We start from the raw sequence: 22,784 nt of genomic DNA on the forward strand, positions 1-22,784 counted from the left end.
CTTTACGCCTGCCTCGCTTGCGGCTTGAGCCGCACGTATAGGGTTTTATCGACCCGCGCCACCAGCTCGCCGGCGCCATCGCGTACATCCACCTGCAAACGCGGCAGGTACTTCTTGCCGGAAGCGGTTTGCTGGCGAATGTCGTCCAGCAACGCATCGTCGAGGTGGAACTCGGCGTACACCGGTCCTTTGCCCGGGGCGATGAAGTCGATGCTGGCAGCCTTGTCCCAGACGATGTACTCGCGGCCCAGCTGTTCGATCAGCAGCAACATGTAGAACGGATCGACCATCGAGTACAGACTGCCACCGAACTGGGTACCGACGTAGTTGCGGTTCCAGCGGGTCAGTTTCATGCGGACCTTGGCGCTGCGCATGTCCGGGCTGATGTGCTGCACGCGGATACCGGCGCCGAGGTAGGGAGGGTACAGGTTCAGCAACCAACGCAGCATGCGAGCCCGGCGAGCCAGGCGGCGTGAATCGCTCATGCCTGGCCCCGCGCGTCAGGGCGGGTGCCCAGGCCCATGGCCTGGCGCGCGAACCAACTTTTCGCCGGCGGCAGCAGGTCAAGCCCGAGCAATCCGATGTTTCGCCCTGCCGCCAGCAATGGCTGGCTGCTGCCGAACAGGCGGGTCACCTGGTCGGAAAAGCCGATGGTCAGCGCCTGGTCGAGTCGCTGGCGCTGGTGATAGGCCTGCAGTGTCGCAAGGTCGCCCGGATGTTGCGGGCCAGCCAACAGCGCGTCGGTCAGTGCCTGCACATCGCGCAATGAAAGGTTGAAGCCCTGGCCGGCTATCGGGTGCAGGCTGTGCGCAGCATTGCCCAGTACCACCAGGTGCGGTCGCACCTGTTCCTCGGCCTCCACCAGCGCCAGCGGATAAAGGTGCCGCGCGCCCACCTGACGCAGGGCGCCGAGGCGATAGCCAAAGGCGTCCTGCAGCTCACGCAGGAAATGGCGCTCGTTGATATCCGCCAGGCGCTGGGCGTCCATTCCCTGGCGGGTCCAGACGAGCGCGCAGCGATTGTCCGGCAATGGCAGCAGGGCCATCGGACCTTGTTCGGTGAAACGCTCGAAGGCTTGCCCGCGATGGGCCTCACCCGGTGTGATATTGGCGATCAGTGCACTTTGTTCGTAGGGCCTGCGACGCACATGGATGCCCAATTGCTCACGCAGACCCGAGCGGCCGCCGTCGGCCAGAATCGCCAGGTCGCATTCCAGGCTGGTGTCATCGTCCAGTCGCAATCGGTATCCACCGTCGACGGCCTGCATCGACCGGACCTCCGCCGGACAGCGCCAGCTCACCACCTCGCTGTCCAACCCTTGCCACAGGCACTGGCCAAGCCAGGCGTTCTCCACCACGTAGCCCAGTGCCGGCACACCTTCTTGCGAAGCATCCAGGCGTGTTGCGCCAAAGCGTCCACGGTCGGAGACCTGGATCTGCAGGATGGGTTCGGCACGTCGGCTGATGGTCGGCCACAGGCCCAGGTGATGGTAGATCTGTTGGGTACCAAACGACAGCGCGGATGAACGTGCGTCATAACTGGGCTGGAAGCTATCACCCGGGGCAAACGGCTCGATCAGCAGAATCTTCCAGCCTCGTGCCTTGGCACCTGCCTGGAGGGCCAAGGCCAGGCTTGCACCGACGAGGCCGCCGCCGATGATCGCCAGGTTGACCCGGCTCATGCTGCATCCCTGCGCGCGGCCGCCATCAGTGCCTCGATTTCAGCGACTGTCTTGGGCACATCCGACGTCAGAATTTCACAGCCCTGCCTGGTCACCACTACATCGTCCTCGATTCGCACACCAATGCCACGCCACTTCTTCGCCACCGTCTGATTGTCGGCAGCAATGTAGATACCTGGCTCTACCGTCAGCGCCATGCCGGGCTCGAGCACCCGCCACTGGCCACCGACCTTGTACTCGCCCACATCGTGCACATCCATGCCCAGCCAATGTCCGGCTCGGTGCATGTAGAAGGCGCGATAGGCCTCGCTTTCGATCAACGCCTGCACCTGGCCCTTGAGCAGCCCCAGTTCCACCAGGCCCTCGGTGATGACCCGCACGGTCGCCTCGTGGGCGTGATTCCAGTGCTTGCCCGGAGCGATCTCGGCGAACGCGGCCTCCTGGGCCTTGAGCACCAGTTCATAGATCGCCTTCTGCTCGGGGGAAAAGCGTCCACTGACCGGGAAGGTGCGGGTAATGTCGCTGGCATAGCAGTCGATCTCACAGCCAGCGTCGATCAGCACCAGGTCGCCATCCTTGAGCAGGGCGTCATTTTGCTGGTAATGCAGAATGCAGCCATTGCGCCCGGCCGCGACGATCGAGCCGTAGGCCGGCATTTTGGCGCCACCTTTGCGGAATTCGTAATCCAACTCGGCTTCCAGGCTGTACTCGTGCAGCCCCGCCCGGCAGACCTGCATGGCCCGCACATGGGCGCGCGCGGAGATTTGCGCGGCAGCACGCATGACCTTCACCTCCGCCGCCGATTTATACAGGCGCATGTCATGCAGCAGATGATCCAGCGCAACGAACTCGTTCGGTGGCTGGGCGCCCAGACGGGCCTTGGAACGGATCACGTTGATCCAGTCCATGAGCCGGCGATCGAACTCGGGGTTACTGCCCATGGCGCTGTACACCCGCTCGCGCCCTTCGATCAGGCCCGGGAGGATCTCGTCGATGTCGGTGATCGGAAAGGCGTCATCGGCTGCAAAGTCGCGAATCGCCCCTTCCTGGCCGGCCCGCACACCGTCCCACTGCTCACGCTCGAGGTTGCGCTCACGGCAGAACAACACGTACTCACCGTGCTCGCGCCCAGGAATGAGCGCAATCACGGCTTCAGGCTCGGGGAAGCCGCTGAGGTACTGGAAGTCGCTGTCCTGGCGGTACACATGCTCGACGTCGCGGTTGCGAATGGCGACTGCAGCGGCAGGCAGGATGGCGATGCTGTTGGGAACCATCTGCGCCATCAGCGCCTTGCGCCGACGGGCATACTCGGCCTTGGGTATGTGGCTCATGGACAAGACTTCCCCCCAGGGTGATCGAATCAGTGCAGCGATGGCTTGGGTGCGGGTGCGGCGGGTGCGGCCAGCTCCGTATAGAGCAGCAGCGGCGCGACACGCAGATACTCCATCACTTCCATGTAGTCGCTTTCGCCATCCTCGGACTCTTCCAAGGCTTCCTGGACTTGAGAAATGGCGACCAGGTCCTGCAGGACCTCTTTCGCATCGGTGGACAGGTCCTTGCCGCCAGCGTTCAGACCAAAGCCGGTAATGAAACCTTGGCACCATTGGCCCAGCGCGGTGGCGCGCTCGGTCAGCGGGGCTTCGTCGCCTGGCAGCAGCAGGACGATGGCGATGTCCTCGCCAGTGAGTTCGGCCTTGACCATTTCCTGCAGGCCAACCAAGGCATTGCGCACGGAGTCCGCGGGCTCGCTTTCCAGCGCGCCTGCGGCATCGGCCAGCCAGGCTTCGGGGTCGAAGCCCGCGCCAGCGCAGCTGCGGCCGATCAGCAGACCATGCAGTTCGGCGGGAGATACAGGGTGACCGTTGCTCGAAAGCAGCGAGGCGAAAGCGGTGTAAGGCGATTGAGTATTAGGCATGGGCAGCTAGGCGCCAGGCGGCGCAATGACTAGAATGAAGACCTTGTATCCTAGCACCGGCAGGCGCGCCAAGACCATCGGCACTGGCCGCCATTGCCCAGGGAGAGGCATCATCGCCAGGTGAGTCAACGACGGAGCGAATCGAGTGCAACCCATGCAAGAGAAAGACCTGCAAGCGCTGATGAGCCGGTTCGAGTTGCTGATCGAACGTGTCGAGCAACTTAAACGGCAAAATGCACTCCTAATTGCTCAGGAAAAATCCTGGCGCGAGGAACGCGCCCACCTCATCGAAAAGAACGAAATCGCCAAGCGCAAGATCGAGTCGATGATTTTACGCCTGAAGGCCCTGGAGCAAGACTCATGAGTTCAAGCAATAGCGTTACCGTGCAGATCCTCGACAAGGAGTACTCGATCATCTGCCCTCCGGAAGAACGCAACAACCTGGTCAGCGCCGCACGCTATCTGGACAGCAAGATGCGCGAGATCCGCAGCAGCGGCAAGGTCATCGGTGCCGACCGCATCGCCGTCATGGCGGCCCTGAACATCACCCACGAGCTGCTGCACCGCCAGGACACCCCGGAAACGGCCAGCACAGGCACTACCCGTGAACAGGTACGCGACCTGCTGGAACGGGTCGACCAAGCGCTGTCCGACGACGCGGATACCAAAATCGGCTGAGATTGGTATACTGGCGCCACTCCCTGGGGGATGCGCCAGTCGGTTATGTCCCTGAGCCGATACGCACAACCACGGGGGTTGCACGCTGGGGCCGGTGTGCATGTCCGCCCGACGGAAAGCCTTAACGCCCCCTGCAATCTCCACCTTGAACTTTCGGGTTCAAGGGCTACACCGATAGCGGTCTTATCGGGGAGCCTGAATTCGCTTGCCCGCCTCCTCTGGCGGGCAATTCGTTTTGGCCGGCCCAGTCGGCCAGCACACCTGGGAACGCCCGTGCCATGACCGACACCGCGCCGCTCACCCGCCCCCAGCTTCGTCGCCTGCTTCGCGATGCCCGCCGCGCCCTGACGCCGGCACAGCAACATCGAGCCGCACGTGGCCTGTATCGCCAACTGGCGCAGCACCCGCTGTTCCGCCGTGCCCGGCACATTGCCCTGTACCTGCCCAACGATGGCGAAATCGACCCGCAGTTGCTACTGCGCGAAGCCCAGCGTCGTGGCAAGCGCACCTACCTGCCAGTGCTGCACGCCTGGCCGCGCACGCGCATGGTGTTCCAACGCTTCGAGCACGGCGAAAAACTCAAACGCAATCGGTTTCGCATTCCAGAACCGGTCACCGACCGCAAGCGTCAGCGTCCGATCTGGTCGCTGGATCTGATCCTGCTGCCACTGGTGGGGTTCGATGAGGTCGGCGGACGCCTGGGCATGGGCGGCGGTTTCTATGATCGCAGCCTCGCCTACCAGGCTCGTCGTCAAACCTGGAAAAAGCCACTGCTGCTGGGGCTGGCCCATGAGTGTCAGAAAGTGGAGCGACTGGCTCAGGCCAGCTGGGATGTACCGCTACAAGGCACGGTCTCGGACCGCGGCTGGTACATGGCGCCGAACTGATCGGCGCCAGCGGGGGAATCAGCGCTGCTGCTGGCCGGCGTCGACTGGCGCCTGGTAAGCGGCATCGAGCTTGCGCTCCCAGATACCCTGCGCATAACCGGTGGTGACCACGCCAAGTCCAAAGATGAATACCAGGATCCAAAGCAGATCTGGTTTACGTTGGTTCATCGAAAATTGCCCCCCTAGGCAATGGTCAGGCTCGGCGACCTTCTTGGTGTCGCCGGAGCGTCTAGCGTTAAAATCGGCGCATTTTCCGACAACCTGAGTCGACACGCAAACGTTGACGCCAACCGACTGTCGGTTTCATGCAACAGGTTATTTCAAACTTTTTCAGGAGCAGCATCCATGGCCTATTGGCTGATGAAATCCGAGCCCGACGAGCTCTCGATCGAAGGCCTGGGCCGGCTGGGGGAAGCGCGCTGGGATGGTGTGCGCAACTACCAGGCACGTAATTTCATGCGCGCCATGAGTGTCGGAGACGAGTTCTTTTTCTACCATTCCAGCTGCCCGCAGCCGGGAATCGCCGGCATTGCCAGAGTCGTCAACGCAGCTTACCCGGACCCGACTGCGCTGGATCCGCTAAGCCACTATTTCGACGCAAAGGCCACTACCGATAAGAACCCCTGGAGCGCAGTGGACGTGGCGCACGTAAAAACGTTCAGCCAGGTGCTGGGGCTGGGCTTGCTCAAGCAGCAGAGTGCATTGGAGGCGTTGCCGTTGGTGCAGAAGGGCACGCGGCTGTCGGTGATGCCCGTGACCGATGAGCAGTGGGCGGCGATTATTGCCTTGGCCCGGTGAATTCGAGTGGTCCGTCTGGCGTTGTTCAGCGCCGTCACCATCGAGCGCCGCCCGCGCGGCGCATCGCGAGCAAGGCTCGCTCCTACGTCTATTCCGGGCCAATTATTCCTGTGGGAAATGCGCGCGAGTGCACACAAGGCGGTCGCGTGCGTTGGCACAGACATGACTGGCCAGAAACAAACGTAGGAGCGAGCCTTGCTCGCGATGCGCCGCGCGGGCGGCGCGCGATCTCAACCGCACCACACAATTACCGGCGAGCCTATCGAGGCAGCATCACTGCACGATCAAATTGTTGAACAGCAGGTCCTCGACGATCGGCTTGCCTTCCTCGGCCTCCATTACCTGCTGCACCTGTTTCAGCGCTTCCTGGCGCAGCTTTTCCTTGGCCTCTACATTGCTCATGTTATCCACACCCTGCTGGGTGAACAGCGCCACCAGCTGATTGCGAATCAACGGCTCATGGTGTTTGACCGCAGCAGCGGCGGCATCGCCCGTCACACGCAGGGCCACATCGGCTTTGTACACGCGCAGCTTAGGGCCACCATCGAGGGCATAGTTGCCGACGAAGGGCGGGCTCAGGCTGATGTAGGAGACCTTGGGCTCTCCTTCCTTGGCTTCTTCGGCCATGGCCGCCGCTGGCAGCATCAGGGCCAGTACCATCAAGATCCACGCTTTCACGAATTAGCTCCTCAATACAGTTGGCGCCAGCTTACCCAGCACGCCGCTCAAACCCAAGCTCCGGCTTATGCCAGCCCATCAGGCCGGGGCATGCTCGTTGACCGGGCAGGCGGCACTCCTACACTTATCGGCCACCACACGCAAAGGAATAGCCCCGATGAAAGCTGTGTTGTGCAAAACCCTGGGCCCTGCCAGCAACCTGGTAGTGGAGGAAGTGGCCAGCCCGGTGCTGAAGAAGAACGAGATCCTGCTCGACGTACACGCGGCCGGGGTGAATTTCCCTGACACCCTGATCATCGAAGGCAAATACCAGTTCCAACCACCACTGCCCTTCTCTCCCGGTGGTGAGGCGGCTGGTGTGGTGGCGGCGGTAGGCGAGAAGGCCGGCGCTTTCAAGGTCGGTGACCGGGTCATGGCGCTGACCGGCTGGGGCGCCTTCGCCGAACACGTGGCGGTGCCCTTCTACAACGTGATGCCGATCCCGCAGGGTATGGATTTCGCCACCGCCGCTGCCTTCGGCATGACCTACGGCACTTCGATGCATGCGCTCAAACAGCGCGGCCAACTGAAGCCTGGCGAAACCCTGCTGGTACTGGGTGCATCCGGGGGCGTCGGCCTGGCGGCTGTGGAAATTGGCAAGGCCATGGGCGCCAAGGTGATCGCTGCAGCCAGCAGCGCGGAAAAACTCGCCGTGGCCAAGGCTGCGGGTGCCGATGAAGTGATCGATTACAGCAAGGCCAGCCTGAAGGATGAGATCAAGCGACTGACCGGCGGCCAGGGCGTGGATGTGATCTACGACCCAGTGGGAGGCGAGCTGTTCGAACAGGCAGTGCGCGGGCTGGCCTGGAATGGTCGGTTGCTGGTGGTGGGGTTTGCCAGCGGCACCATCCCTCAGCTGGCGGCGAACCTGGTGCTGCTCAAGGGCGCAGCGGTGCTCGGGGTGTTTTGGGGAGCATTCGCCCAGCGCCAGCCAGAGGACAATGCCGCCAACTTCCAACAGCTGTTCGTCTGGCATGGCCAGGGCAAGCTGAAACCGCTGGTCTCGCAGACTTATCCACTGGCCGAAGCTGGGGCGGCTATCGATCGACTGGGGCAGCGGCAAGCTGTGGGTAAGTTGGTGGTGCTGGCCAAGTAGGGCTGGAAGCGTTCATTGCCTGTACCCGCCCTATCGCCGGCCAGGCGTCTGCTGAAGGGGGATGCTTGGGAAGGTACAGGCAGTGGGGAACTCAAACCTCGCGCAGGTTATGGCAGCGCCTGAAACGCGCCTCGAGGTTGCGATCCGGCATCTGGTGGCTGCGCAAGGCATTCAAGGTCTGCTCGACATAATCGCGCGTAGTGCCATAGCGCCCCTTGGCACTGGCCAGGATCTGGCTGAGCAAGGTATCCGGCAGGTTCCCTGCGTAACAGGGCAAATGCCGCTCCAACACGAACCCCAGGGCCTGGACCTTGCTCCCATCGCTGAGCCGGCAGCTCAACCAGTGCGGCCGATACGCCGGGTAAGGCATTTCGCGCTGCCACAGGGCCATCAGCGAGTCGTCCAGGTTGCTTTCATCAAGCCGGTAGGCAAAACCGCTGCAAGAGCCACCCCGATCCAGGCCAAACACCAGGCCGGGCGTTTCAGGCGTGCCACGGTGCTCATGCGACCACAAGTACAACCCACGGTGGTAACCATGCACCCGCGCGCGTTGGCGCTCCACGGAGTTGCATTCCGGGCGCCAGATCAAGGAACCATAGGCGAACAGCCAGACCGGGCCGCCCTGGTGCCGTGACATGGTCGTCTGCATGGAGTTGTACAGTTGCTCACGGGTCAGTTGTTGCCCGAAGTCAAGCGAGGGTGGATATGAAACTTTCCAGGATGAACTTTCAAGTGCCGACATAAGCTGCCGCCATGATTCCCTGTGAATAGCGCTTGTAGCGGAAAAGACGATTCAAGGCAGATCTTACTCTGCTGCCCATGCCAGCCAAATCGCCGGCTGGCCGGCTCCCGTGGAGGCGTCATGTCTAACTTAAGACAGCCACCGCCTTAGCTCAAGTATATGTCGAAATTTTCATGGGGCCTTCCGACGATTGGGAATTATTATTCCGAAAAACGCGAAAGTTATTAACCAAGGCGGTAATAGTTACCGCCTTATACCGACGCTTTCAAACTTCGGTTATTAACTGCGGGGGGCGTAGGCAAACACATCGGCACGCATACGGTGCGCGTCCATACCAGCCTCGACCAATGCATCGAGCGTGGCATAGACCATGTTGGGCGAGCCACTGGCGTAAACATGCACGGCATTCAGGTCGTCCATGTCTTCGCAGACCGCTTCATGCAGCATGCCGCAGCGCCCTTCCCAATCGCACAGGTCGCTGACGACCTTGTGCAAGTACAGATTGGGCAGGCGCTCCCACTCGTCCCAATGCTCGATGGCATAGAAATCTTCGGGGCGCCGCACTCCCCAGTACAGGTGGACCGGGTGCTTGAAACCTTGAGCGCGGCAATGTTCGACCAGGCTGTGCATCTGCCCCATACCCGTGCCCGCAGCGATCAATACCAACGGCCCGTCGGGCAGCTCGGCCAGGTGGGCATCGCCAAATGGCATTTCGATGCGCGCCACGCCATCACGCTGCAGTTGCTCGATCAATTGTCGGGCGCTGTCTTCGCGGACCAACACATGCAGCTCCAGGTCCCGCCCGCAATGGGGGGCTGAAGCCAGCGAGAAGGCCGCCTGCTTGCCACCCTTGCGCTCGATCATCAGGTACTGCCCGGCGTGGTAGCGCGGCGGCTTTCCGGCCGGCGCACGCAGACGCACGCGCCAGACATCGCCACCTACCTCGGCGCATTCGCTCACGGTGCAAGCCAGTTTACGCACCGGCAGCTCGCCCAACGCCAGCACACCATCCCACAGCAAGACACAGTCCTCCAGTGGCTCGGCAATGCAGGTGAACAGCTCGCCATGGTCACGGACTTCGCCATCCTGGCGCACCCGCCCCTCCACCAACAACGCGGCGCAGACATGGCAATTGCCATTGCGGCAGCTGTTCGGGCAGTCATAGCCCAGTCGCCGCGCCCCATCCAGGATCCGTTCCCCGGGTTCGAGCGCCAGCACTGCCCCGGACGGCTGCAACGTTACCTGCATCAATCTATTCCCAACTGATCCCACAGCTCATCGATACGGCGGGTGACCGCCTCGTCCTTGACGATGGCACGGCCCCATTCCCGCGTGGTCTCGCCTGGCCACTTGTGGGTGGCATCCAGGCCCATCTTCGACCCAAGCCCCGATACCGGCGACGCGAAATCCAGGTAGTCAATCGGCGTATTGTCGATCATCACCGTATCACGCTTGGGGTCCATGCGCGTGGTGATCGCCCAGATCACATCGTTCCAGTCGCGGGCGTTGATGTCATCGTCGGTAACGATAACGAACTTGGTGTACATGAACTGTCGCAGGAACGACCACACGCCCAGCATTACGCGCTTGGCGTGCCCTGGATACTGCTTCTTCATGGTCACCACCGCCATGCGGTACGAGCAACCTTCCGGAGGCAGGTAGAAGTCCACGATTTCCGGGAACTGCTTCTGCAGGATCGGCACGAACACTTCATTCAGCGCCACACCGAGGATCGCCGGCTCATCCGGTGGACGGCCGGTGTAGGTGCTGTGGTAGATCGGCTTCTGGCGGTGGGTGATGCGCTCCACGGTGAACACCGGGAAGCTGTCGACCTCGTTGTAGTAGCCGGTGTGGTCGCCATAGGGGCCTTCCGGGGCCATTTCACCCGGATGGATCACACCTTCGAGAATGATCTCGGCGGTTGCCGGGACCTGCAGGTCGCTGCCACGGCATTTGACCAGCTCGGTACGGTTGCCGCGCAGCAGGCCGGCGAAGGCATACTCGGACAAGGTGTCAGGCACAGGCGTGACCGCGCCAAGGATGGTCGCCGGGTCCGCCCCAAGCGCCACTGCGACCGGGAAAGGCTGGCCTGGGTGCTTCTCGCACCACTCACGGTAGTCCAGCGCACCACCACGGTGGCTCAACCAACGCATGATGACCTTGTTGCGACCCATCAGCTGCTGGCGGTAGATGCCCAGGTTCTGGCGGTCCTTGTTGGGGCCGCGGGTGACGGTCAGACCCCAGGTGATCAGCGGAGCCACGTCGCCCGGCCAGCAATGCTGGATCGGCAGCTGGGTAAGGTCGACATCCTCGCCCTCGACCACCACTTCCTGACAGACCGCGTCCTTGACCACTTTCGGCGCCATGGACACGACTTTCTTGAAGATCGGCAGCTTGGACCAGGCGTCCTTCAAGCCCTTGGGCGGCTCGGGTTCCTTGAGGAAGGCCAACAGCTTGCCGATTTCGCGCAGTTCGTCGACCGACTCGGCGCCCATGCCCATGGCCACCCGCTCCGGGGTGCCGAACAGGTTGCCCAGCACCGGCATATCGAAGCCGGTGGGCTTTTCGAACAGCAAAGCTGGGCCCTTGGCGCGCAGGGTACGGTCACAGACCTCGGTCATTTCCAGGACTGGGGAGATCGGAACCTGGATGCGCTTGAGTTCACCGCGCTGCTCCAGGCCACGGATGAAGTCGCGCAAGTCGCGATACTGCATGCATGAGCCTCGTATTGGCCGTATCGGTCGGGGTGCAGAGTGTAGCGCCGTTCAGGCCTTTATTGGGGGCAAAAATGATGTGGGGCCGCTTCGCGCCCCTTTCGCGAGCAAGCCCGCTCCCACAAGCATCACACTGACCCTGTGGAAGCGGGCTTGCCCGCGAAGAGGCGCGAAGCGGCCCCAATCAATTCCAGCTTGAAGTGCTTACTTGCGCTTCATCGACAGGAAGAACTCATCGTTGGTCTTGGTCTGCTTGAGCTTGTCGACCAGGAACTCGATGGCAGCGACTTCGTCCATCGGGTGCAGCAGCTTGCGCAGAATCCACATGCGCTGCAACTCGTCGTCGGCGGTCAGCAGCTCTTCGCGACGGGTACCGGAGCGGTTGATGTTGATGGCAGGGAACACACGTTTCTCGGCGATACGACGGTCCAGGGGCAGCTCCATGTTGCCGGTACCCTTGAACTCTTCGTAGATCACCTCGTCCATCTTCGAGCCGGTTTCTACCAGCGCGGTGGCGATGATGGTCAGCGAACCACCTTCCTCGATGTTACGGGCGGCACCGAAGAAGCGCTTCGGCTTCTCAAGGGCATGTGCGTCGACACCACCGGTCAGCACCTTGCCGGAGCTCGGGATCACGGTGTTGTAGGCACGGGCCAGACGGGTGATGGAGTCGAGCAGAATGACCACGTCCTTCTTGTGCTCGACCAGGCGCTTGGCCTTCTCGATGACCATCTCGGCCACCTGCACGTGACGGGTTGGCGGCTCGTCGAAGGTCGAGGCGACCACTTCGCCGCGCACGGTGCGCTGCATCTCGGTCACTTCTTCCGGGCGCTCGTCGATCAGCAGGACGATCAGGTGGCACTCGGGGTTGTTACGGGTGATGTTGGCCGCGATGTTCTGCAGCATGATCGTCTTACCCGCTTTCGGCGGAGCGACGATCAGGCCACGCTGGCCTTTACCGATCGGGGCGCACAGGTCGATGACACGGCCGGTGAGGTCTTCGGTGGAACCGTTGCCGGCTTCCATCTTAAGGCGCTCGTTGGGGAACAGCGGCGTCAGGTTCTCGAACAGAATCTTGTTCTTCGCGTTTTCCGGACGGTCGAAGTTGATGGTATCGACCTTCAGCAGCGCGAAGTAACGCTCCCCTTCCTTCGGTGGACGGATCTTGCCGACGATGGTGTCGCCGGTACGCAGGTTGAAACGGCGGATCTGGCTAGGCGAGACGTAGATGTCATCGGGGCCGGCCAGGTAGGACGCATCAGCCGAACGCAGGAAACCGAAACCATCCTGGAGAATCTCCAGCACGCCGTCACCCGAGATCTCTTCGCCGCTTTTCGCGTGCTTTTTCAGCAGGGCGAAAATCACGTCCTGTTTGCGCGAACGGGCCATGTTTTCGATGCCCATCTGTTCGGCCATTTCCAAAAGATCGGTAATCGGCTTTTGCTTGAGTTCAGTCAGGTTCATAAGGGGAGTGACGTAATCATGTAAGAAGGGAGAATTAAGCTTTGGCTTAATGAGGCCGCGCCGCTAGATGGCGACAGGATCGCGTACTGATTCGAATTAGGGATGCTTCGGCGACGGCGTGCAGAGGGCACTGAAGAAGCAGTGCGAGGCCGAATGTAACACTTGCATTTTTCGACGTCTAGTGGTTTTGACGAGGGAAATCGAACCTTTTGGGACCGGATTTAGCTGCGAAGGCATTGACCGGCTGAACCTTGGATTCGCGGGGGATCCCGCTCCCACAGGGTCGTCGAGCAAAAGAAAAGCCCCGCATTCGCGGGGCTTTTTCACATCACAGATGGGCGTCGAGGAACGCAGCCAGCTGGGATTTGGACAGAGCGCCGACCTTGGTAGCTTCGACGTTGCCGTTCTTGAACAGCATCAGGGTCGGGATGCCACGCACGCCATGCTTGGCCGGGGTTTCCTGGTTGTCGTCGATGTTCAGCTTGGCGACGGTCAGTTTACCTTCGTAGGTGGCGGCGATGTCGTCCAGAACCGGAGCGATCATCTTGCATGGACCGCACCATTCAGCCCAGTAGTCGACCAGCACCGGGCCTTGAGCCTGCAGGACTTCGGCTTCGAAGGTGGCGTCGGTGACGTGTTTGATCAGATCGCTGCTCATGGATATCTCCAGGGTCGTAAGCAAAAAACGTGGCCCATCATAGCCGCACAGGCTGCCTACAGGAAGTCACGGACGATTGAGTGTAACTATAGTTGTGCAAGACGCCGCGAATCGAAACCGTCACATAAGTGTCATAGCATCGAATGGCACATTGCCTTGCATCAAACCTTGGCGTGCCCCGCGTTGGCGACAGCCACGTATCGTGGCACGATTGCCAGGTTAACGACCGAGAACACTCAGATCATGCCGCAAACAACCGCGAAGAACCTGTCTCTGATCGCCGCCATCGACCTTGGCTCCAACAGTTTTCACATGGTCGTGGCCAAGGCTCACCACACCGAGATCCGTATTCTTGAACGGCTTGGCGAGAAGGTTCAGCTGGCCGCCGGCATCGGCGAGGATCGTCTGCTGAGCGAAGAAGCCATGCAACGGGGGCTCGAATGCCTCAAGCGCTTCGCTCAACTGATCAACGGTATGCCTTCCGGCGCCGTGCGCATCGTCGGCACCAACGCCCTGCGCGAAGCGCGCAACCGCAATGAGTTCATCCAGCGCGCGGAGGCCATTCTGGGCCACCCAGTGGAGGTGATCTCCGGCCGCGAAGAGGCTCGCCTCATCTACCTCGGTGTCTCCCATACCCTGGCCGACACCCCCGGCAAACGCCTGGTGGCCGACATTGGCGGCGGCAGCACCGAGTTCATCATTGGCCAGCGATTCGAACCGCTACTGCGCGAAAGCCTGCAAATGGGCTGCGTGAGCTTCACCCAGCGCTATTTCCGCGATGGCAAGATCACCCCGGCGCGCTATGCACAGGCCTACACGGCGGCGCGCCTGGAGCTGATGAGCATCGAGAATGCCCTGCACCGACTGACCTGGGATGAAGCCATCGGCTCGTCCGGCACCATTCGCGCCATCGGCGCCGCGATCAAGGCCAGCAACCTGGGCAACGGCGAAGTCAACGCCGAAGGCCTGGCCTGGGTCAAACGCAAACTGTTCAAGCTCGGCGACGTCGACAAGATCGACTTTGAAGGGGTCAAACCGGACCGCCGCGCCATCTTCCCGGCCGGCCTTGCGATTCTCGAAGCCATCTTCGACGCCCTGGAACTGCAACGCATGGACCATTGCGACGGTGCCCTGCGTGAAGGCGTGCTGTTCGACCTGCTCGGCCGCCATCACCACGAAGATGTGCGCGAGCGCACACTCAATTCGTTGATGGAGCGTTACCACGTCGACCAGGGCCAAGCTGCTCGCGTGGAGCGCAAGGCACTGCATGCCTTCGACCAAGTGGCCAAGGCGTGGGACCTGGAAGACGGTAACTGGCGCGATCTACTGGGATGGGCAGCCAAAATCCATGAAATTGGCCTGGATATCGCTCACTACCATTACCACAAGCATGGCGCCTACCTGGTCGAGCACTCCGACCTTGCCGGCTTCTCGCGCGAAGACCAGCAGATGATGGCCCTGCTGGTGCGTGGCCATCGGCGCAACATCCCCAAGGACAAGTTCGCCGAACTGGGCGAGGAAGGTGTGAAGCTGCTGCGTCTGTGCGTGCTGCTGCGTTTCGCCATTCTGTTCCACCACATCCGTGGCACCCAACAGATGCCCACCGTGTCACTGCAGGCTGGCGAGCAATCGCTGGATGTGGCCTTCCCCAATGGTTGGCTGGAGCAAAACCAGCTGACCCAGGCCGACTTCGCCAACGAAGCGGAGTGGCTGGCCCGGGTCGGCTTCGTCCTCAGCGTACGTTGAGGACCGGGTTGCTCAGGCGCTCCAGCAGAGCGGCCTGGGCACTGCGAGCGTTCTGGTTACCGGTCGGGGCGGTGCGCACGTAGCGGCCGTCCGATTGCAGGACCCAGGCATGGGTGTTGTCGGTCAGGTAACCTTCCAGCTCCTTCTTAACCCGCAGCAGCAACTTCTTGCCTTCTACCGGGAAGCAGGTCTCCACACGCTTGTCGAGGTTTCGCTCCATCCAGTCGGCACTGGACAGGTAGATCTGCTCTTCGCCTCCATTGAGGAAGTAGAACACCCGGGTGTGCTCCAGGAAGCGGCCGATGATCGAGCGTACCTGGATGTTGTGCGACACCCCGGGAATGCCCGGCCGCAGGCAGCACATGCCACGCACCACCAGGTCGATTTTCACGCCAGACTGGCTGGCCTTGTACAGCGCCTTGATGACCTTCGCATCGGTCAGCGAGTTGAACTTGGCGATGATGTGCGCCGGCTTGCCTTCGAGGGCGAACTGCGTCTCGCGGGCAATCATGTCGAGCATGCCCTTCTTCAACGTGAACGGCGCATGCAGCAGCTTTTTCATGCGCAGTGTCTTGCCCATGCCAATCAGCTGGCTGAACAGCTTGCCCACGTCCTCGGTCAGGGCATCGTCGGAGGTGAGCAGGCTGTAGTCGGTGTACAACCGGGCGTTGCCGGCATGGTAGTTACCAGTACCCAGATGTGCATAACGGACGATCTCTCCCTGCTCGCGGCGCAGGATCAGCATCATCTTGGCGTGGGTCTTGAAGCCCACCACGCCATAGATCACCACCGCGCCAGCTGCCTGCAGACGGCTGGCCATTTGCAGGTTGGACTCTTCATCGAAGCGCGCACGCAACTCGATCACCGCGGTGACCTCCTTGCCGTTGCGCGCTGCGTCCACCAACGCATCGACGATCTCCGAGTTGGCGCCGGAGCGGTACAGCGTCTGGCGCACGGCAAGCACATGCGGGTCCTTGGCAGCCTGGCGCAGCAGGTCGATCACCGGGGTGAACGACTCGAACGGGTGCATCAGCAGTACATCCTGCTTGCCGATCACGCTGAAGATGTTGTCGGCGTTCTGCAGCAGCTTGGGAATCGCCGGGGTGAACGGGGTGTACTGCAGTTCAGGATGGCTATCCAGGCCTGTGATGCTGAACAGGCGGGTCAGGTTGACCGGACCATTGACTTGATACAGCTCGCTCTCGCTGAGGCTGAACTGCTTGAGCAGGTAGTCGGACAGGTGCTTCGGGCAGGTGTCGGCCACTTCCAGACGCACGGCGTCGCCGTAACGACGCGAAAACAGTTCACCGCGCAAAGCACGGGCCAGGTCGTCGACCTCTTCGGAGTCCAGCGCGAGGTCAGCGTTTCGCGTCAGGCGGAACTGGTAGCAGCCCTTGACCTTCATGCCCTGGAACAAGTCGTCGGCGTGAGCGTGGATCATCGACGACAGGAACACATAGTTGTCGCCTGCCCCCCCCACGTCCTCAGGTACGCGAATGACCCGTGGCAGCAACCGCGGGGCCGGGATGATCGCCAGGCCCGAGTCGCGGCCGAAGGCGTCGACACCTTCGAGCTCGACGATGAAGTTGAGGCTCTTGTTCACCAGCAACGGGAACGGGTGCGTCGGGTCGAGGCCAATGGGGGTGATGATCGGCGCGATCTCGTCGCGGAAGTAACGACGCACCCAGGTCTTGAGCTTGGGCGTCCAGTAACGGCGGCGGATGAAGCGGATCTGGTGTTTTTCCAGCTCCGGCAACAGCACATCGTTGAGGATCGCGTATTGACGGTCCACCTCGCCATGCACCAGCTCGCTGATCCGTGCCAGCGCCTGGTGCGGCTGCAGGCCATCGGCACCGGCTTGTTCCCGGGCAAAGTTGATCTGCTTCTTCAGGCCGGCAACACGGATTTCGAAGAATTCGTCCAGGTTGCTGGAGAAGATCAGCAAGAACTTGAGGCGTTCGAGCAGCGGATAGGACTCATCCAGCGCCTGCTCCAGCACTCGGATATTGAATTGCAGCTGCGAAAGCTCGCGATGAATGTACAGGCTGCTGTCGTCCAGGCTCGGAATGGCGATTGCCGGTGCTGGCGCGGGGGCTGGCGTGGCAGTGGCCTCGACCACAGGTTCCGGTGCCTCTGGCAGGTCCGGCGGGGTCTGCACCATTTCTTCGGGAAGAGCCTGGGCGTCCTTGATCGCGACAGGGGTTAGCACTTCATTATTCATCTGGCGTTCCTGGAGGACGTTAACGCCCTATCATCAATTGAGCGGCACGATAAGCGGCCATTATGACGCCTGTGTTACATACCAAGGCAAGTCGCGACTTATGGCCGCAGGCATTGTCCGCACAGGGATTGTTCACGTCGAGACACATTTGGACACTTTCACGAATGCGCGCGAAGGGGTAGGCTGCGCGTTCATTTCGCCAGCACCTCAGAAAATGCTTCAACAATTCCTGCAGGATTTCGGCTACTTCGCCCTCTTTCTTGGCACCTTCTTCGAAGGCGAGACCATCCTGGTGCTTGCGGGATTCCTTGCGTTCCGCGGTTACATGGACATCAACCTGGTCGTGCTGACCGCGTTCTTCGGCAGCTACGCTGGCGACCAGCTGTGGTACTTCATGGGCCGTCGCCACGGCCGCAAGATTCTGGCGCGCAAGCCCCGCTGGCAGGCCATGGGCGACCGAGCGCTGGACCACATTCGCCGACATCCCGACATCTGGGTGCTGAGCTTCCGCTTCGTGTATGGCCTGCGTACGGTCATGCCGGTAGCGATCGGGCTGTCCGGCTACCCGCCGCGCCGCTACTTGCTGCTCAACGGCATCGGTGCTGCGGTCTGGGCCCTGGCATTGGGCGCGGCCGCCTATCACTTCGGCGCCATCCTCGAAGGCCTGCTGGGCAATGTGAAGAAGTACGAGCTATGGGTGCTTGGCGGCCTGCTGGTGCTGGGCGGCCTGTTGTGGCTGCGCCGACGGTTCCGCACCCTGCGTGCCGAGCGCAAGGCGGCGGCAAATGGCCAGGGCCCAGAGGCAGGCCAAGCTGTAGGCCAGGAGCAGGCCCCAGACCAGCACCGTGACCGGCGCTAAGCCCAGCACGCCAGCCAGGTAGAGCGCCGGTACGTTGCAGACCAGGCGCGCCAGTTCCAGACGCGGCGCCCAGCGGCGGTTTTCCAGCATCGCGCCCAGCACGAACAAACCAAACGCCATTACCGACCAGCCCAGCACCAGGGCGCCAGTCGTCACCTGCTCTGCCACCCCCATCAAGTAACTGCCCAACGCGACGTGCACCGCAAACTGCGCCACCACGTAGCGCTGTTGCGCACGCCCGATGACCACGTCGAACTTGCGAAACGACGCCAGGTCCTGCTTGGCCTGTGGATAACCAGCCGCGACATCGGCCGGCCGCCAGCCAGTGGGCATGAACCAGATGCGCAGCTTGTCCCAAAAGCGATGGGTGCGACATGCATCGTGCCAAAGCTGGGCGTAGAACTGCAGGTTGGCCCACAACGGATTCCAGCTGGCCAGTGGCGTGGTCACGCCGAACACCACGGGCTCGGCCGGGTCTTCCTCCTTGAAGGTACCGAACAAGCGGTCCCAGAGAATGAACACGCCGCCATAGTTACGATCCAAGTAAGCAGGATTCTGCGCATGGTGGACGCGATGGTTGGATGGCGTGATCAGCACCCACTCGAGCCAACCCAGTTTAGGTATGTGCCGGGTGTGCACCCAGAACTGGTACAGCAAATTCAGCGACGCTACGGTGATGAACACCACCGGCGGGACGCCGACCAAGGCCAGAGGCAGGTAGAAGACCCACGAAAAAATGAAACCGCTGCTGGTCTGGCGCAGGGCGGTGGTGAGGTTGTATTCCTCACTCTGGTGATGCACCGAATGGGCCGCCCACAGCACGTTGCGCTCGTGCCCCAGGCGGTGCAGCCAGTAGTAGCACAGGTCATACAGCACGAATGCCAGCAGCCATACCCACCCGGCCTGCTCTGGCAAACGCAGCAACGCCAGGTGCTCCCAGGCCACGGCGTAGGTCACCAGCCCAACCCCTTTGGTCAGCAGCCCGGTGCTGGTCGACAGCACCCCCGTGCTCAGGCTGTTGATCGAGTCGGCCACGGTGAAATTGCGTTGGCCACGCACCAGGTCAGCCACCAGTTCGACAGCGATCAGCACAAAGAAGAACGGCACGGCCAGCAGAATCAGGTCCATGGGCAACGGCTCCGGCATGATCTGAAGAGATTAGGCCGCGGCCACAGGAAACCCTATGGCGACATCTGCCAAACTAGAGGACATTTAGCGCCTCGACACTGGAGTAATGAGCATGACGAAAAAAGTAGCGGTGATTCTTTCCGGCTGTGGCGTTTACGACGGCGCCGAAATCCATGAAAGCGTGATCACCCTGCTGCGCCTCGACCAGCGCGGAGCGCAGGTGCAGTGCTTCGCGCCGAACATTGCGCAGATGCATGTGATCAACCACCTGACTGGCGAGGCAATGCCCGAGTCACGCAATGTGCTGGTTGAGTCGGCGCGCATCGCACGTGGTGAGGTGAAGGACATCCGCGAAGCCAAGGTCGAAGACTTCGACGCGCTGATCGTACCGGGCGGTTTCGGCGCGGCGAAGAACCTCTCGAACTTTGCCGTCGAGGGCGCCAACTGCTCCGTCAATCCGGACGTGCTGGCCCTGGCCGAAGCCTTTGCCGACGCCTGCAAACCGGTTGGCCTGATCTGCATTTCGCCCGCCCTGGCGGCCAAGATCTATGGCCCTGGCGTGGTCTGCACCATTGGCAACGATGCCGGCACCGCTGCGGCGGTGGCGAAGATGGGCGGGACCCATGAAGAGTGCGATGTGCACGACATCGTCGAAGACACCCAGCGCAAGCTGGTGACCACCCCGGCCTACATGCTGGCCCAATCGATCAGCGAAGCGGCGGGCGGTATCTACAAGCTGGTGGACCGGGTGCTGGAGCTGACCCACGAAGGCGAGCAGTAAGCGCCTTGCGCCTGCTTCACAGGCGATCGCCAGTGCGCCGGCCCCTCCACCGTTGCGGTGACTGCAGGGGCCGGCTCGCCGGCCATTGGACCCACTACCCTTTCGACAAACGCGTCAAAATCCGGTCCAGCGCATTGGCAAATGCCTGCTTTTCCTTCTCGCCGTAGGGCGCTTGCCCGCCCCCTACCTGTCCTTGCTCACGCAACTCGGTAAACAGGTTGCGCACTGCCAGCCGCTCGCCCATGTTGCGCTCATCGAACTCGCGCCCCCTGGGGTCGAGCGCGGCCACGCCCTTCTTGATCAAGCGGTCGGCCAACGGCACATCACTGCAGATGACCAGTTCGCCGGGCACGGCATTCTCGACCAGATAGTCGTCCGCCGCATCCATACCGCTTGGCACCACGATCAGCCGCACCAGGGCGAAGGCCGGCTTGGCCACGGCCTGGCCAGCCACCATCACCACCTCGATCTTGCGCTTGAGGGCGAATTTGACGATCAGGTCCTTGGCTGCCTTGGGGCAGGCGTCGGCATCGATCCATACACGCATGCAACTTGTCCCATCTTCTGTGAGGTCGGCATTGTGTCAGGTCCGGCCCTTTCCTGGGTAAACCCGCGAAGCGGCCCACACTGTAGTCAGCTCGCCGCGGCCCGGCGCTTCTCGGCCAGGCGACTGCGCCCATACAACACAACGATAGCCATCACCGCCACCACCTGCGCCGCCAGCGAATAGGCATCGGCATGAATCCCCAGCCAATCGAACTCGAAGAACGACACTGGCCGTGTGCCCAGCACGCCAGCCTCTTGCAGCGCCTTCACGCCATGCCCGGCGAACACCACCGACAGCGCGCACAACAGCGCGGCGTTGATACTGAAGAACAGCGACAGCGGCAGCTTCGCCGAACCTCGCAGAATCACCCAGGCCAACCCCATCAGCAACACCAGTGCCGTGGCGCCACCGGCCAGCACTGCCTGGTGACCCGCCGGGCCTGCCTGCAACCACAGGGTTTCATAGAACAGGATCACTTCGAACAGCTCGCGGTACACCGAGAAGAACGCCAGCACCGCGAAACCAAACCGCCCACCGCCACTGACCAGCGAGCTCTTGATGTAGTTCTGCCATGCGGCGGCGTGGCGGCGGTCATGCATCCACACACCAAGCCACAACACCATGACACTGGCGAACAGCGCCGTACTGCCTTCGAGCAGCTCGCGCTGTGCGCCGCCTACGTCGATCACATACGCTGCCAACGCCCAGGTCGCGAAGCCCGCGGCCAACGCCAGGCCCCAACCGACGTTGACGCTGCGCACCGCCGACTGCTGGCCGGTGTTGCGCAGGAAAGCGAGGATCGCCGCCAGCACCAGAATCGCCTCGATGCCCTCACGCAGCAGAATCAGCAACCCGGAGATATAGCTCAACGACCAGCTCAGGCCATCGCTGCCCAGCAGCTTGGCGGCCTGGTCGAGCTTGGTCTTGGCCTCGACCAGACGCTGTTCGGCCTGGGCCACCGGTACGCCATCCTGCAACGACTGACGGTAGGCCATCAGGGCTTTTTCGGTCTCCTTGCGCGCTTGGCTATCGATGTTGTCCAGCGAGCTTTCCACCAGCTCGAAGCCTTCCAGGTAGGCAGCGACCGACAGGTCATAGGCCTGATCGTGATCACCTTCGCGGTAAGCCGCCAGGCTCTTGTCCAGCGTGCTGGCGGTGTACTCGAGCAACTGCGCCGGGCCACGCTTGACCTGTGGTGGTTGGGCACGCTGGGCACGGAACGCCGCGACGGCGTCGCTACCCTGGCTGGCCGCGACTTCCGCTGGCGTCTGGCGGGCCAGATCGGCCAGGTTCCAGGTCTTCCCGCCCTTGGCAGCCTGCGGGTCGGCGGTGAAGCTGGCGACGTACGCAGCCACATCCCAGCGCTGACGGTCATCGAGCTGGTCGGCGAAGGAGGGCATCTCGGTGCCGTCGATACCCAGTGCTAGCGTGTTGTAAAGGTCGAACAGGCTCAACCGATCCAGGCGCTCGGCGCTGCGCAGGTTGGCGGGAGGTGGCTCCAGTCCCACCCCGGCCGGACCATCGCCCGCGCCGGTGTCACCGTGGCAGATCGAGCAGTTCTGCGCGTACAGCGATGCGCCACGTGCAGGGTCCGGGGTAATCACCGGAGCTTGGCTGACCTCATAGGCAACAGCCAGGCGAGCGCCCAGCTGACGCGCTTGCTTGGCGACCACCGCCCCATCCTGGCGCTGGTCGATGGCCTGGCGCAGGGTCTGTACACCCTGCGCCAATGCGGCCTGCTCGGCATTGGCCGGCAAACCTTTGACCAGCTCCGCCAGCACCGCGCTGAACTCCTGTTGCTCGCGGTATTCACTCTCGTCGACCACGTTGCCGTCGCGCACGGTCGGCGGGTAGTCAGCGCTCAGGTAGTCGAGCAGATGCATGGCCTTGCTCGCCTCGGCGGGCGCACCGGCCAATACCAAGGTGCTGCACAGCGCCAGCACCGGCCACGAGAGCCAGGCAAGCAGACGGGAATGTTTCATGGGCAGTCTCGAAGGGAATGCGAAAGAGAACATTGTTCACTTCCACTCTATTTCACTCAAGGTTTCTCGGCGGATTTCATGAAAAATCTTGTGACAACTCTGTAAGACCGACAGGCGGCGATAGCTCATTGCGCGATCAATTCGTCGCATGCTTCCAGAGGCGGTGGGGA

General features: G+C 62.0%; 22 protein-coding genes, 1 other RNA gene and 1 pseudogene. 9 read left to right on the forward strand and 15 right to left on the reverse strand.

Annotation, left to right across the window (positions count from 1 at the left end; genetic code table 11):
* Window positions 1–2 precede the first annotated feature (2 nt).
* From IF103_RS23780 to IF103_RS23795, 4 genes are read right to left on the reverse strand one after another with little or no spacing between them, the layout of a single operon-like run.
* A complete protein-coding gene (locus IF103_RS23780; RefSeq protein ID WP_023382964.1) occupies window positions 3–485 on the reverse strand; it encodes a DUF4442 domain-containing protein in 483 nt (160 codons plus the stop codon).
* Entirely contained in the window at window positions 482–1,681 is a 1,200-nt protein-coding gene (gene ubiH, locus IF103_RS23785; RefSeq protein WP_202675748.1) for a 2-octaprenyl-6-methoxyphenyl hydroxylase, read from the reverse strand. The genes IF103_RS23780 and ubiH overlap by 4 nt, the downstream gene beginning before the upstream one ends.
* Complete coding sequence (gene pepP / locus IF103_RS23790; protein WP_202675749.1) at window positions 1,678–3,012, reverse strand: Xaa-Pro aminopeptidase; 1,335 nt, start codon at window positions 3,010–3,012, stop codon at window positions 1,678–1,680. Before pepP ends, ubiH begins: the two co-directional genes overlap by 4 nt.
* Window positions 3,013–3,041: 29 nt before the next feature.
* Window positions 3,042–3,596: a YecA/YgfB family protein gene (locus IF103_RS23795; RefSeq protein ID WP_023382967.1), complete on the reverse strand. Its 555-nt coding sequence runs from the start codon at window positions 3,594–3,596 to the stop codon at window positions 3,042–3,044.
* A 154-nt stretch (window positions 3,597–3,750) separates the two neighbouring features.
* On the opposite strand from IF103_RS23795, the gene IF103_RS23800 reads away from it, so the two are divergent.
* The 4 genes from IF103_RS23800 (at window position 3,751) to IF103_RS23815 (ending at window position 5,161) form a co-directional block, all read left to right on the forward strand.
* A complete protein-coding gene (locus IF103_RS23800; RefSeq protein WP_023382968.1) occupies window positions 3,751–3,960 on the forward strand; it encodes a TIGR02449 family protein in 210 nt (69 codons plus the stop codon).
* Window positions 3,957–4,274 (forward strand): cell division protein ZapA, encoded by a 318-nt coding sequence (locus IF103_RS23805; protein WP_023382969.1) that lies wholly within the window; start codon window positions 3,957–3,959, stop codon window positions 4,272–4,274. The genes IF103_RS23800 and IF103_RS23805 overlap by 4 nt, the downstream gene beginning before the upstream one ends.
* Before the next feature lie 17 nt (window positions 4,275–4,291).
* A non-coding RNA gene (gene ssrS / locus IF103_RS23810) (6S RNA) lies at window positions 4,292–4,471 on the forward strand.
* An 81-nt stretch (window positions 4,472–4,552) separates the two neighbouring features.
* Complete coding sequence (locus IF103_RS23815; protein ID WP_023382970.1) at window positions 4,553–5,161, forward strand: 5-formyltetrahydrofolate cyclo-ligase; 609 nt, start codon at window positions 4,553–4,555, stop codon at window positions 5,159–5,161.
* An 18-nt stretch (window positions 5,162–5,179) separates the two neighbouring features.
* Here the strand turns inward: IF103_RS23815 and IF103_RS23820 are convergent, their stop codons facing one another.
* A complete protein-coding gene (locus IF103_RS23820) occupies window positions 5,180–5,329 on the reverse strand; it encodes a hypothetical protein (RefSeq protein ID WP_023382971.1) in 150 nt (49 codons plus the stop codon).
* A 177-nt stretch (window positions 5,330–5,506) separates the two neighbouring features.
* Between IF103_RS23820 and IF103_RS23825 the strand changes: the two genes are divergently transcribed.
* On the forward strand, window positions 5,507–5,959 hold the full coding sequence (locus IF103_RS23825; RefSeq protein ID WP_023382972.1) for an EVE domain-containing protein: 453 nt from the start codon (window positions 5,507–5,509) through the stop codon (window positions 5,957–5,959).
* A gap of 273 nt (window positions 5,960–6,232) precedes the next feature.
* Here the strand turns inward: IF103_RS23825 and IF103_RS23830 are convergent, their stop codons facing one another.
* Window positions 6,233–6,637 carry a flagellar basal body-associated protein FliL gene (locus IF103_RS23830; RefSeq protein WP_023382973.1) on the reverse strand — a complete coding sequence of 135 codons (405 nt, stop codon included), beginning with the start codon at window positions 6,635–6,637 and terminating at the stop codon, window positions 6,233–6,235.
* Between the two features lie 157 nt (window positions 6,638–6,794).
* Between IF103_RS23830 and IF103_RS23835 the strand changes: the two genes are divergently transcribed.
* A complete protein-coding gene (locus IF103_RS23835; RefSeq protein ID WP_202675750.1) occupies window positions 6,795–7,772 on the forward strand; it encodes an NADPH:quinone oxidoreductase family protein in 978 nt (325 codons plus the stop codon).
* Between the two features lie 91 nt (window positions 7,773–7,863).
* Here IF103_RS23835 and IF103_RS23840 read toward each other — a convergent pair whose 3' ends face one another.
* From IF103_RS23840 to trxA, 5 genes are all read right to left on the reverse strand, one after another.
* Complete coding sequence (locus IF103_RS23840) at window positions 7,864–8,514, reverse strand: gamma-glutamylcyclotransferase (protein WP_027907207.1); 651 nt, start codon at window positions 8,512–8,514, stop codon at window positions 7,864–7,866.
* A 279-nt stretch (window positions 8,515–8,793) separates the two neighbouring features.
* Window positions 8,794–9,762 (reverse strand): CDP-6-deoxy-delta-3,4-glucoseen reductase, encoded by a 969-nt coding sequence (locus IF103_RS23845; protein WP_023382976.1) that lies wholly within the window; start codon window positions 9,760–9,762, stop codon window positions 8,794–8,796.
* Window positions 9,762–11,228, reverse strand: a complete 1,467-nt coding sequence (gene ubiD, locus IF103_RS23850; RefSeq protein ID WP_202675751.1) for a 4-hydroxy-3-polyprenylbenzoate decarboxylase — start codon at window positions 11,226–11,228, stop codon at window positions 9,762–9,764. Before ubiD ends, IF103_RS23845 begins: the two co-directional genes overlap by 1 nt.
* 204 nt (window positions 11,229–11,432) lie before the next feature.
* Window positions 11,433–12,692, reverse strand: a complete 1,260-nt coding sequence (gene rho, locus IF103_RS23855) for a transcription termination factor Rho (RefSeq protein ID WP_023382978.1) — start codon at window positions 12,690–12,692, stop codon at window positions 11,433–11,435.
* 328 nt (window positions 12,693–13,020) lie between these two features.
* A complete protein-coding gene (trxA, locus tag IF103_RS23860; protein ID WP_016392405.1) occupies window positions 13,021–13,350 on the reverse strand; it encodes a thioredoxin TrxA in 330 nt (109 codons plus the stop codon).
* Between the two features lie 243 nt (window positions 13,351–13,593).
* Here trxA and ppx point away from each other — a divergent pair, with 243 nt between their 5' ends.
* Window positions 13,594–15,096, forward strand: coding sequence for an exopolyphosphatase (ppx, locus tag IF103_RS23865; protein WP_023382979.1), 1,503 nt, complete (start codon window positions 13,594–13,596; stop codon window positions 15,094–15,096).
* Here ppx and ppk1 read toward each other — a convergent pair.
* Window positions 15,083–17,317: a polyphosphate kinase 1 gene (gene ppk1 / locus IF103_RS23870; RefSeq protein ID WP_104881078.1), complete on the reverse strand. Its 2,235-nt coding sequence runs from the start codon at window positions 17,315–17,317 to the stop codon at window positions 15,083–15,085. The genes ppx and ppk1 overlap by 14 nt on opposite strands.
* A 214-nt stretch (window positions 17,318–17,531) precedes the next feature.
* Here ppk1 and IF103_RS23875 point away from each other — a divergent pair, with 214 nt between their 5' ends.
* The gene (locus IF103_RS23875; protein ID WP_162144444.1) at window positions 17,532–18,176 is read left to right on the forward strand and encodes a DedA family protein; all 645 of its coding nucleotides are present in this window, start codon (window positions 17,532–17,534) and stop codon (window positions 18,174–18,176) included.
* Between the two features lie 549 nt (window positions 18,177–18,725).
* Here the strand turns inward: IF103_RS23875 and IF103_RS25065 are convergent.
* Window positions 18,726–19,322, reverse strand: a pseudogene (locus tag IF103_RS25065) (sterol desaturase family protein); the annotation flags it as partial.
* Between the two features lie 94 nt (window positions 19,323–19,416).
* Here IF103_RS25065 and elbB point away from each other — a divergent pair.
* Window positions 19,417–20,085 (forward strand): isoprenoid biosynthesis glyoxalase ElbB, encoded by a 669-nt coding sequence (elbB, locus tag IF103_RS23885; protein ID WP_023382983.1) that lies wholly within the window; start codon window positions 19,417–19,419, stop codon window positions 20,083–20,085.
* A gap of 94 nt (window positions 20,086–20,179) precedes the next feature.
* On the opposite strand, the gene IF103_RS23890 is transcribed toward elbB, so the two are convergent.
* Together IF103_RS23890 and IF103_RS23895 are read right to left on the reverse strand one after the other, a co-directional pair.
* Window positions 20,180–20,632, reverse strand: coding sequence for a YaiI/YqxD family protein (locus tag IF103_RS23890; protein ID WP_023382984.1), 453 nt, complete (start codon window positions 20,630–20,632; stop codon window positions 20,180–20,182).
* A gap of 86 nt (window positions 20,633–20,718) precedes the next feature.
* The gene (locus tag IF103_RS23895; protein WP_027907202.1) at window positions 20,719–22,647 is read right to left on the reverse strand and encodes a cytochrome c/FTR1 family iron permease; all 1,929 of its coding nucleotides are present in this window, start codon (window positions 22,645–22,647) and stop codon (window positions 20,719–20,721) included.
* Window positions 22,648–22,784: the final 137 nt, after the last annotated feature.

Source organism: Pseudomonas sp. SK2, from assembly GCF_016772395.1.
Taxonomy (GTDB): domain Bacteria; phylum Pseudomonadota; class Gammaproteobacteria; order Pseudomonadales; family Pseudomonadaceae; genus Aquipseudomonas; species Aquipseudomonas taiwanensis.

Bases quoted from the DNA above. Each gene is read 5' to 3' on its own strand.
- IF103_RS23800 (WP_023382968.1), top strand. From the start codon at position 3,751: ATGCAAGAGAAAGACCTGCAAGCGCTGATGAGCCGGTTCGAGTTGCTG.
- IF103_RS23840 (WP_027907207.1), bottom strand. From the start codon at position 8,514: ATGTCGGCACTTGAAAGTTCATCCTGGAAAGTTTCATATCCACCCTCG.
- trxA (WP_016392405.1), bottom strand. From the start codon at position 13,350: ATGAGCAGCGATCTGATCAAACACGTCACCGACGCCACCTTCGAAGCC.
- IF103_RS23895 (WP_027907202.1), bottom strand. From the start codon at position 22,647: ATGTTCTCTTTCGCATTCCCTTCGAGACTGCCCATGAAACATTCCCGT.
- IF103_RS23820 (WP_023382971.1), bottom strand. From the start codon at position 5,329: ATGAACCAACGTAAACCAGATCTGCTTTGGATCCTGGTATTCATCTTT.
- ppk1 (WP_104881078.1), bottom strand. From the start codon at position 17,317: ATGAATAATGAAGTGCTAACCCCTGTCGCGATCAAGGACGCCCAGGCT.
- ubiD (WP_202675751.1), bottom strand. From the start codon at position 11,228: ATGCAGTATCGCGACTTGCGCGACTTCATCCGTGGCCTGGAGCAGCGC.
- rho (WP_023382978.1), bottom strand. From the start codon at position 12,692: ATGAACCTGACTGAACTCAAGCAAAAGCCGATTACCGATCTTTTGGAA.
- elbB (WP_023382983.1), top strand. From the start codon at position 19,417: ATGACGAAAAAAGTAGCGGTGATTCTTTCCGGCTGTGGCGTTTACGAC.
- IF103_RS23795 (WP_023382967.1), bottom strand. From the start codon at position 3,596: ATGCCTAATACTCAATCGCCTTACACCGCTTTCGCCTCGCTGCTTTCG.
- IF103_RS23805 (WP_023382969.1), top strand. From the start codon at position 3,957: ATGAGTTCAAGCAATAGCGTTACCGTGCAGATCCTCGACAAGGAGTAC.
- pepP (WP_202675749.1), bottom strand. From the start codon at position 3,012: ATGAGCCACATACCCAAGGCCGAGTATGCCCGTCGGCGCAAGGCGCTG.
- IF103_RS23890 (WP_023382984.1), bottom strand. From the start codon at position 20,632: ATGCGTGTATGGATCGATGCCGACGCCTGCCCCAAGGCAGCCAAGGAC.
- ppx (WP_023382979.1), top strand. From the start codon at position 13,594: ATGCCGCAAACAACCGCGAAGAACCTGTCTCTGATCGCCGCCATCGAC.
- IF103_RS23815 (WP_023382970.1), top strand. From the start codon at position 4,553: ATGACCGACACCGCGCCGCTCACCCGCCCCCAGCTTCGTCGCCTGCTT.
- IF103_RS23825 (WP_023382972.1), top strand. From the start codon at position 5,507: ATGGCCTATTGGCTGATGAAATCCGAGCCCGACGAGCTCTCGATCGAA.
- ubiH (WP_202675748.1), bottom strand. From the start codon at position 1,681: ATGAGCCGGGTCAACCTGGCGATCATCGGCGGCGGCCTCGTCGGTGCA.
- IF103_RS23835 (WP_202675750.1), top strand. From the start codon at position 6,795: ATGAAAGCTGTGTTGTGCAAAACCCTGGGCCCTGCCAGCAACCTGGTA.
- IF103_RS23845 (WP_023382976.1), bottom strand. From the start codon at position 9,762: ATGCAGGTAACGTTGCAGCCGTCCGGGGCAGTGCTGGCGCTCGAACCC.
- IF103_RS23780 (WP_023382964.1), bottom strand. From the start codon at position 485: ATGAGCGATTCACGCCGCCTGGCTCGCCGGGCTCGCATGCTGCGTTGG.
- IF103_RS23875 (WP_162144444.1), top strand. From the start codon at position 17,532: ATGCTTCAACAATTCCTGCAGGATTTCGGCTACTTCGCCCTCTTTCTT.